Annotated in this window: 13 protein-coding genes; 1 reads left to right on the top strand and 12 read right to left on the bottom strand. The window is 39.8% G+C overall.

The features are described from left to right. Positions 1 to 478: 478 nt before the first annotated feature. Positions 479 to 808 carry a hypothetical protein gene (locus G585_RS0114420; RefSeq protein WP_022775946.1) on the top strand — a complete coding sequence of 110 codons (330 nt, stop codon included), beginning with the start codon at positions 479 to 481 and terminating at the stop codon, positions 806 to 808. Positions 809 to 892: 84 nt separating this feature from the next. Here G585_RS0114420 and G585_RS0114415 read toward each other — a convergent pair whose 3' ends face one another. The 12 genes from G585_RS0114415 to G585_RS0114360 form a co-directional block, all read right to left on the bottom strand. Further along, positions 893 to 1,102, bottom strand: coding sequence for a hypothetical protein (locus tag G585_RS0114415; RefSeq protein WP_022775945.1), 210 nt, complete (start codon positions 1,100 to 1,102; stop codon positions 893 to 895). A 75-nt stretch (positions 1,103 to 1,177) separates the two neighbouring features. Then, the gene (locus G585_RS0114410; protein WP_196802920.1) at positions 1,178 to 1,579 is read right to left on the bottom strand and encodes a hypothetical protein; all 402 of its coding nucleotides are present in this window, start codon (positions 1,577 to 1,579) and stop codon (positions 1,178 to 1,180) included. Positions 1,580 to 1,855: 276 nt separating this feature from the next. Then, positions 1,856 to 2,125: an acylphosphatase gene (locus tag G585_RS0114405; RefSeq protein WP_022775942.1), complete on the bottom strand. Its 270-nt coding sequence runs from the start codon at positions 2,123 to 2,125 to the stop codon at positions 1,856 to 1,858. Next, on the bottom strand, positions 2,122 to 2,274 hold the full coding sequence (locus G585_RS19590) for a hypothetical protein (RefSeq protein WP_022775941.1): 153 nt from the start codon (positions 2,272 to 2,274) through the stop codon (positions 2,122 to 2,124). Before G585_RS19590 ends, G585_RS0114405 begins: the two co-directional genes overlap by 4 nt. A 5-nt stretch (positions 2,275 to 2,279) precedes the next feature. Then, positions 2,280 to 2,720 (bottom strand): YunG family protein, encoded by a 441-nt coding sequence (locus tag G585_RS0114395; protein WP_022775939.1) that lies wholly within the window; start codon positions 2,718 to 2,720, stop codon positions 2,280 to 2,282. 41 nt (positions 2,721 to 2,761) lie between these two features. Next, entirely contained in the window at positions 2,762 to 3,190 is a 429-nt protein-coding gene (locus G585_RS0114390) for a rhodanese-like domain-containing protein (protein WP_022775938.1), read from the bottom strand. A 21-nt stretch (positions 3,191 to 3,211) separates the two neighbouring features. Continuing rightward, the gene (locus tag G585_RS0114385; protein ID WP_022775937.1) at positions 3,212 to 3,982 is read right to left on the bottom strand and encodes an inositol monophosphatase family protein; all 771 of its coding nucleotides are present in this window, start codon (positions 3,980 to 3,982) and stop codon (positions 3,212 to 3,214) included. A 101-nt stretch (positions 3,983 to 4,083) separates the two neighbouring features. Then, positions 4,084 to 5,337 (bottom strand): ATP-binding protein, encoded by a 1,254-nt coding sequence (locus tag G585_RS0114380; protein ID WP_026664023.1) that lies wholly within the window; start codon positions 5,335 to 5,337, stop codon positions 4,084 to 4,086. 61 nt (positions 5,338 to 5,398) lie between these two features. Beyond that, positions 5,399 to 5,602 (bottom strand): hypothetical protein, encoded by a 204-nt coding sequence (locus tag G585_RS0114375; protein WP_022775934.1) that lies wholly within the window; start codon positions 5,600 to 5,602, stop codon positions 5,399 to 5,401. A gap of 61 nt (positions 5,603 to 5,663) precedes the next feature. After that, on the bottom strand, positions 5,664 to 6,140 hold the full coding sequence (locus tag G585_RS0114370) for a hypothetical protein (RefSeq protein ID WP_022775932.1): 477 nt from the start codon (positions 6,138 to 6,140) through the stop codon (positions 5,664 to 5,666). 106 nt (positions 6,141 to 6,246) lie between these two features. Continuing rightward, on the bottom strand, positions 6,247 to 6,807 hold the full coding sequence (locus G585_RS0114365; RefSeq protein WP_022775931.1) for an alpha/beta hydrolase: 561 nt from the start codon (positions 6,805 to 6,807) through the stop codon (positions 6,247 to 6,249). A 115-nt stretch (positions 6,808 to 6,922) separates the two neighbouring features. Further along, complete coding sequence (locus G585_RS0114360) at positions 6,923 to 8,200, bottom strand: ATP-binding protein (protein WP_242829996.1); 1,278 nt, start codon at positions 8,198 to 8,200, stop codon at positions 6,923 to 6,925. Positions 8,201 to 8,204: the final 4 nt, after the last annotated feature.

The following is an 8,204-nucleotide window of genomic DNA, read 5'->3' as shown; positions in this document are numbered from 1 at the left end:
TTCTTTAGATTAGATTCTTTGGTTTATCAGCTCTAAGCTCTATATACCCGCATTCAGGACATACATATACTTTGACTTCAGATTTTTTTGTGGAACTAAAGACCCCTTTCTCTTTTTTCCAAATATAGAATAAAGATCCCGTTGTGAGTCCTGTATCCATACTTGCAGTAATCATTTCAATATCACAATGAATGCATTTCATTCTTTATTATTCCTTTCTAGCATTATCATCTCAATAAATCCCGATTTGCTTAATACAAAGATTCTAACCGTTTCAACAATAAAAATAAAGCCTACTGATGTGAGCTTCATTCTTCACTTTCATTTATCTGTGAATAGTAACAGGACTGCAGTGTTCTGCAGTCCTTTAGGTTGATAATATTCTTTCCAAAAATCCAAACAGAGATTCAAATGCAAATAGACATAGATATGTGCTATGATCATTTACAAAAATAATAACCACAGGAGTTCTATAATCATGAATGGCATTACAAAAGCTGATTGGAAATTGTTCATGGAGAAGGTTCCTGAATGGCAGGAAGCCTATATGGAAAGACTATTAAAAGAGTACGTTAAGATGCTTCAGAGCAAGATGCCTGCATCTACCAAGTTCTGGGATCTCGATAAACGAATCAAGAAAGATAAGAAGAATCCCGGTGTGCAGATGCAGCTTGATAAAGGTGAAGCCATTTTTGATATTGTGACCATGATAAATCTTGGAATCATTACACAGGAAGATCTCGCTGACTTCAGTGATGATTTGAAAGAATTGGTTCAGGAACTGATAGACCGTAATTATGGGAAGTAGTAAGTAGAAAGAGCTGTTGATGTTTAACAAATAACACCAGCAGCTCTTGTCTTCGCTTTCTCTATTTGACCTTATCTATTTGTTTCAATTTTTTTCCTGATTGCTGATCTTGTTGAGCAGCTGCTGAATCAACTCTTGCAGTAGCACTGTAATTGTAAGAAGCAGTGCCAATACTGTGGCCGCCACTTTCAACAAAATTCTTTTTATCTTTACCTGATATTGTTCTTTATTCTTCAAATAATGTCTAACTGCAACAATGATTATTGCAAGAAATAATTCAAAAAAAGCTAACATGTTACCACCGCCTTTCCCAAATGGCACAGGACGGAAAATGATATATGATCATTCCCCGCCCCAACTATAAATCTGTTAATCGATATCCCCATACCATCCAGGAAGCGTGTAGCCATCCTCTCCCTCAGGAAGTCCAATTACATGAAGTTCATCTACTGAGTATACCCATCCTTTTCCGGAAGTAGTGCCTCCACAGGTTGAAGAGCTTCTGGATTCGCTGTTTTTATTAGAACTTGAATTTGATTTACGATTAGGTTTTCTCTTAGAAGTTCCTTTACTGATGGAATCAATTGCTTCCTGCGTCAGATTCCCATCAGCCTCAAGCTCATCCATGTATTTTTCATCACGCTCACGCTGTTTCTGAAGCCATTTTTCGCAATACTCCTCATAACTTTCAGCGTCCACTTTGATGCTGCTAGCAAAAAGCATAAAAGTCATAACTGCAACGGAAGATAATACAATAATCATTTTTTTCATAAGAATCACCTGTTCCTTTCTCAAAACTATTGTTATCTTCCCCCAAGCTTACCCTTTTTAATACCAACCCTTTTTCTATGATTCAAATTTTAAACTGTCAATTGTCCAATAATTCCCACAACGAAAAGGCGCATGAACACTGGGATAAGGAGATGCGTTTTGAAATCATCTCTCTCACGTCAGTATCCATGCGCACATTTTTATGCTCGTTTTTTTGTTTATAATTAATTACTCGTCCCAGCTTGTTTTATCTGGAATAGTTACTCTATAGTCAGTTTATGATTTAAAGTCTCTTTCTCCACTCAGGACTTCAATCTTTTTCACATCCATCCTATCAATGGAAATGTAACTGCCTTTTTCTATCATCAAGAACACTTTATCAATCTGGTCTTCTGTGCCCTGTATCTCCATTGAGACTGAACCATCTGGATTATTCCTAACCCAACCAGTACATCCGACCATATTTGCTGCGTGAACTGTTCTATATCTAAAGCCAACGCCTTGCACAAATCCATATACAGTTATTGATTTTCTTACAACATTCATATCTTTTCATTGTCCTCAGGATTTCTTACCCTGGCTGGATCAGAGTCCCGCTGGTACATGATGAGAAGCTTTTTGTATTTTGCTTTTATCTCCCGGTCATCATTTTGCTTGGAGGCGCCAAGTATCTTGTAAGCTTCTTTTAGTGCCATAAGATTTATTGCCTTGTCTCTTTCAACCTCTTCTTAAGAAACTCGTAGCGGAGTCGCTTTTCCTCTTTTGCAAAATGAACTTCGCGGAACTGCTCCGGATTATCAGTGTAATCCAGCTTCTCATCACCGAACTGCTCGCTGGTCAGATCAAAAGCGCAATCTCCGATTACGTTATAGCAATGAAAGTTGCCGCCAACTCTTTTGATTCCATACACCTGGCCTCCGAAAATATCCTGAGCAAGGAAAGCTGTTATAGAACACTGACCCAGGGTCTTATTGTCCTCGGTCCAATCTGCTCGCATTCGCGGTGCACATGTATCAGCAGACCATATTTCTGATAAGGCGTCGTAAAGATCTCTTGGATTTTTGATACCCTTGTAATCCTCTGTTATAGGAGAAACATCTGCGTTCTCCCAGCCCCAAAACTTATACTCTTTCTTTTCCATTACTTTAATATCCTTTTCTCATCCAATATGCTAAATGTCCTTTAATCGCCCGTAACCACTTCTCCGGTCCAATCGATGATTCCGCCAAACTCATACACATTGATGTAACCCATATCTGCAAGCTTCTGTGATGCCTGCTTGCTACGATTACCGCTTCGGCAATATATAAGTATTATCTGGTCAAGGTCTGGCAGTTCCGCGGGCTGCTCAGTTCCAATTTCCTCATTAGGAATGAGGATTGCTCCCGGAATATGACCAGCTGCATATTCATCCGCTCTGCGAACATCAACAACGATATGATCATCGTCTTTTCCCATCATCTCTTTTGCCTCTTCCTGAGAGATTTGCGTGTACGTTGCTGAACTATTCTCTGAAGTAACATCCGCGCTGTCATTTCCTGCATTTCCGCAGCCGGTCAATAAAAGTCCAAGAAGCAATATCAATGAATTTAGCATTCTATTTTTCTTCATTTTTCTAATTTCCTCTATTCATCAGTTTTTAAAACAATCCGGTATTTCTTTTACCCCGCGCCCCATACATAGTGCTGATGAAGCGCCCGTGTATGAAAGGGGATTTCCTTCAATGTCTGTCACGCTGCAGCCTGCTTCCTTGGCGATAAGCGCTGCTGCCGCGTAATCCCAGATCTGAATCTTCAGTTCAAAGTATAGCCCGCATCTTCCAAGAGCAACGCAGCACATATCCCATGCAGCAGTTCCGGATCTTCGAAGGTCGACGCACTGAGGCAGGAGTCTTTTTGCTATGTCAAAAGATCTGTCTCTGTATTCTTCGTAGTAAGGAGCGGTTCCAAAGCATGCAAGCTGATCAGAAAGTGGTTCCTCTGATGACATTATCTTTTCACCATTCATGTACGCGCCCTGCCCTGCTGCCGCAGAGAACATCATGTCATCATAGGGATTATAGACAACGGCCATGTATGGCTTTCCATCCTTGAGAAGTCCCACTGATACAACTGAAGGTCTATAAGCATAGATGAAATTTGATGTTCCATCTATTGGGTCTATGACAAAGCAGTATCCGCTTGCCATCTTAGCGGAAAAGACATCCTGCCCATCTTCTTCTCCGAGGAACTCAGCCTCAGGCAGCACAGCCTTCAACTTTTCCACAAGGAATCTCTGAACCTTCTCATCTGTTTCAGTAACAAAATTTGCATGCCCGGACTTTTCCATTACCTTAGGGCGTTTTGCAGTCAGTAGTATATTTCCAGCTTCTTTTACTATTTCAATAATCTCGTCTATTTGCATTTTTCTTTTAACCTATTCTTCTTTTGATCTGCCTTTCGTTTGAGACAGCTACATCCTTAAGGTCCTGATTCTTGCTGAGGAATAGATAGCGGCTTCATATATTAGAATTCCAAACTGTCACTATTTAGAAGAAAATACTTCATTCCCATGATTACGTATCCTTCATCATTTCTCCATGGTTTTGACGATCCATTTACAAGTACAATTTTCTTGAAAGAGTCAGGAATGTATCTAAACGAATTGTATTCCTGCTGTTGTTTTTCTTCAGTAGAAAGATCGTATGCGACCTGGATATAGTACCGTTGATTACCCATGTTGGTCACAAAGTCCACTTCCAGCTGTTTTCTCACGCTTTTACCCTCACTATTCTTCTGATTAACTTCTATGATACCAACATCCACGGAATATCCTCTTGCCAAAAGTTCATTGTAAACAACGTTTTCCATAAGATGCGTTGGCTCTTGCTGCCTGAAATTCAATCTGGCATTTCTAAGTCCAACATCAGTAAAATAGTATTTAAGGTTAGCAGCTATGTATTTCCTACCCTTGATATCATACCTGTTTGCTTTTGATATTAGATATGCCTCTTCCAAAAAGTCTATATGTGCTGATATTGTTTTATGTGTATAGCTGCTATGTCTTTCCGTCGCAAAAGTATTTGATATCTTTGTAGGATTAGTAGGAGATCCAATCGCAGATGCAAGTATATCTACAAGTGTATTGATCTCATCCTTATTCTTTATCTTATTACGATCAATAACATCCTTCATATAAACGTTATCAAAGATGCCTTTGAGATAGTCCATCTTCTGTTTGGCATTATTCATGTCAATAAGAGCCGGTAGTCCACCATAATTCAAATACTCATCCCAGGCATCATCGTATTCACCACTAAAAGCAGAATAAAACTCAGCAAAGGTGAGTGGATATATATGTATCTCATCACCTCTGCCTCTGAACTCAGTAATAATGTCTTTGGACAAAAATTTAGAATTACTTCCCGTGACATATACATCAACATTCTCTATTCTCAAAAGACTATTTAATACTTCCTCAAATCTGTCCATGAATTGAACTTCGTCCAAAAGAACGTAATATTTCTCGCCATCAAGGATTTTTTCCTTAATGTATCTATAACACGCCTTAGGTTCACGCAATTCATCAACATCGATACCATCAAGTGCAATCTCAATTATATGATCAGCACCAACACCACTGTTAAGAAGATACTCCTTATACAACTTGAATAATAAAAATGATTTGCCACAGCGCCTGATTCCGGTGATAACCTTTACCATTCCATTATTCTGTCGTTCAATAAGCTTATTTAAGTATACATCTCTTTTTATCAACATCATATTACCTCTTTTTGCAACTTGACGCATTTTCTGGTAATAGGATAACTCTCAACTCGTTCTATGTCAATATCTTATTACCATTTTTTGCGTCTTGACGCATTTTGGGGTCATCATACCATCCAGGAAGCGTGTAGCCATCCTCTCCCTCAGGAAGTCCAATTACATGAAGTTCATCTGCTGAGTATCCCCAGCCTTTGCCTGATCCTGAGTAGGCATAAAAATAGAGAGTGGCATAAAACCACTCTCTATCTCCTCTATTCATCAGTTTTTAAAGCAATCCGGTATTTCTTTTACCTTATCAGGTGTGTGCCTTGATTTTAAAATTATCTCTCAGATACAATAACTTTTTTATGAACAGATTCGACTGTGCCATCAGCTGTAACAGCGTAAACTTCTGCCTCTCCGGGAGCTATTGCATCGATTGAGAAATAGAGATTGTTATTTCTTGCAGCTTTAGTGAAGTTAATCTCTGCAACTTCAGGATTTGTGCTGATAAATGTCACATCTCCGGGTTTGAAGATTGCTGTATCGGTGATCTCCGGAATTAGATAGCTTGTGATATCGCATTGTCCCGGAAAAAGTGTTACAGCTTCATCTGATGAAAGCTTAAGTGCTGTGATATTACCTGATGTAAGCTGTTCTCCGGATACGTCTTCGCCCTGAACTCCTGCCTGCTCTGTAGTAGTTTCTGTAACTGATATGTTCTCTGTGGATGTTGCTGTGCCTGTCTCAGTGCCGCAGGCTGTAAGTGAAAGTATGAATGCTGATACTGCAACAAGACTTACTAATGTCTTTTTCATTTCTAAATCCTTTCGTATAACTATGATTCTTTTATATTCGCCGGATTCTCCGACACAAGAATATAATCATACTACTTTTTTTAGTTTTATCAAAACATTTTTTGCTTTATAGCAATGCTCCTACTATTTTCATGACATTCCCCATTTCCTGAATATCACTGATTACTTCCCCGGTCTCTAAAGAATGATTTCCTTTTTCTACTATTACCAGCTCAAGTCCAAGCTCTTCACATCGTGCCTTGGCAATATCTGTCTTACACCAGGGATCCGCATTGCCGTGAAACACTGTTCCGCTTTTAGCTCTCAAAAAATCAAATGTCTGAGGAACCGGAGTAAATACAAGCTGCGTAGCACCGATGTTATAAGTTCTATCATAATAAGCAGCAAGGGCAGTGCCTATACTCTTCCCTACAAAAAGAATCTTCTCACATTTATCAAATTCAACTTCACCAAGCTGCTCTTCTACCTGCTTTGCCGCAATTTCAAATGCTGCCTTCATTCCTTCTTTGTCATTAAGAATATCTTTTGACTTAACCGGCAGCTCATATGTAACATCAATCACGTCATAGCCTGCTGCCTTGGCCAGCTTCTTAGTGTAATACAAAAGAGGTTTATCACCGTTATATCCCATACCAGGGAATATTACTACAAGTTTCTCACTACACATCTTCCACTCCTTCTAAAAATATGGCTTACGCTTTATCCGTACGTCGCTGGAATCTCACTCCCAAACCGAATATCACTCCTAGAACCTCCCCAAAAAGCAGCTCTTTTACCATCTCCTACTGTTCCATTATTGGCAGTAATATCTGCAGGGTAAATATGCCGTCCTTGGCATTTACTGTCATAGTGCCGCCGTACTTCTCGGCGAGATATCTGATACTCTTGACGCCAAAGCCGTGCTGGGTCTTGTCTGTCTTGGTTGTGAGGGGCATACCATCTTCAAATGACAGGACACCGGTGTAATAGTTCTGAAGCTGCAGCATGAACATATTGTTCTGATTAAGGACCTTCAGATTTATGACTCTCTTTTCCTTATCACTTATCTTCTCAACCGCTGTAATGGCGTTATCCAGAGCATTTCCGAATATCGCATAGACATCCTCGAGTTTCATAAATGAGAGTGAACCTGCGTCGGCCATGCAGCTTAGCTGTATATCATGTTCGCAGCAGTACAGCCCCTTATCCATCATCAGGACATTAAGGGCCTCGTTACCGGTATCTATGGCCACGTCGTAGATCATGATATCTTTCTTGAGCTCTTTATAGAAAGCCTCTCTGTCGCTATCCTTCTCCATGTGATGAATAGCCTCGATCTGATGCTTTAGATCATGGCACTTTCTATTGATGCTGTCGATGGTCTCCTGCTTGATCTTGAACTGCTCCTTTTGGACCATGAATGCCTTATTGATACCCTCAAGCTCGCTTGCATAGTACTCACTGAGCCGCCTTGTACCCTGTGTCCACAGAATATATACGCAGCAAAGAGCATCAACTATCCTGTAATACACGTAATTCCAGGAGAACTCCACGTCATAAAAGGTATTGCCCTTATACATGACACTTACAAATAGCACGATCATCATGATTGTTATGATTGGCACCAGATCTGTCTGCCTGAAGCTCTTGGCTTCCATCTTGGCAAAGATTCTTTTGATAACAAAGGCAAAAATTCCATAGATCAGAATATAGACAATTATATCTATTACCTGTATTCTGCCAAATATCGCATCAAAGATCTCACATATATCAAAAGCAACATGCTGCACAGCAAGAGCTACAATGGAGTAGTACAGAACCTGCCTGACGTTGTACTCCGTGCACATGAATATCTGGAATAATACGCCCGCTATGTATAGGGACCAGTAGCCTACAAAGCCTATTACCTCCATGATATTCCTGGAAAAATGATTCATGAAAAGAGAAACTAGAATGAAAAGAGCTGCTGATATAGCATAACGCAGTCCCCAGTATTTTTTCTTTGGGCTAAAAATGATCACTATAGTTCCGGACAATATCAGCTGTACTGCATATGAAATTAGATCCCATATTTCAAACATGGTA

It is taken from the genome of Butyrivibrio sp. AE2015, assembly GCF_000420825.1.
GTDB lineage: Bacteria > Bacillota > Clostridia > Lachnospirales > Lachnospiraceae > Butyrivibrio.
The sequence above is the reverse complement of the archived record's forward strand: the minus strand, read 5'-3'. Positions and strand labels throughout refer to the sequence as shown.

Excerpts from the sequence above, each read along its gene's own strand:
- G585_RS0114365 (WP_022775931.1), bottom strand. The coding sequence starts at position 6,807 with ATGTGTAGTGAGAAACTTGTAGTAATATTCCCTGGTATGGGATATAAC.
- G585_RS0114375 (WP_022775934.1), bottom strand. The coding sequence starts at position 5,602 with ATGAATAGAGGAGATAGAGAGTGGTTTTATGCCACTCTCTATTTTTAT.
- G585_RS0114380 (WP_026664023.1), bottom strand. The coding sequence starts at position 5,337 with ATGTTGATAAAAAGAGATGTATACTTAAATAAGCTTATTGAACGACAG.
- G585_RS0114385 (WP_022775937.1), bottom strand. The coding sequence starts at position 3,982 with ATGCAAATAGACGAGATTATTGAAATAGTAAAAGAAGCTGGAAATATA.
- G585_RS19590 (WP_022775941.1), bottom strand. The coding sequence starts at position 2,274 with ATGGCACTAAAAGAAGCTTACAAGATACTTGGCGCCTCCAAGCAAAAT.
- G585_RS0114410 (WP_196802920.1), bottom strand. The coding sequence starts at position 1,579 with ATGAAAAAAATGATTATTGTATTATCTTCCGTTGCAGTTATGACTTTT.
- G585_RS0114360 (WP_242829996.1), bottom strand. The coding sequence starts at position 8,200 with ATGTTTGAAATATGGGATCTAATTTCATATGCAGTACAGCTGATATTG.
- G585_RS0114415 (WP_022775945.1), bottom strand. The coding sequence starts at position 1,102 with ATGTTAGCTTTTTTTGAATTATTTCTTGCAATAATCATTGTTGCAGTT.
- G585_RS0114395 (WP_022775939.1), bottom strand. The coding sequence starts at position 2,720 with ATGGAAAAGAAAGAGTATAAGTTTTGGGGCTGGGAGAACGCAGATGTT.
- G585_RS0114405 (WP_022775942.1), bottom strand. The coding sequence starts at position 2,125 with ATGAATGTTGTAAGAAAATCAATAACTGTATATGGATTTGTGCAAGGC.
- G585_RS0114390 (WP_022775938.1), bottom strand. The coding sequence starts at position 3,190 with ATGAAGAAAAATAGAATGCTAAATTCATTGATATTGCTTCTTGGACTT.
- G585_RS0114420 (WP_022775946.1), top strand. The coding sequence starts at position 479 with ATGAATGGCATTACAAAAGCTGATTGGAAATTGTTCATGGAGAAGGTT.
- G585_RS0114370 (WP_022775932.1), bottom strand. The coding sequence starts at position 6,140 with ATGAAAAAGACATTAGTAAGTCTTGTTGCAGTATCAGCATTCATACTT.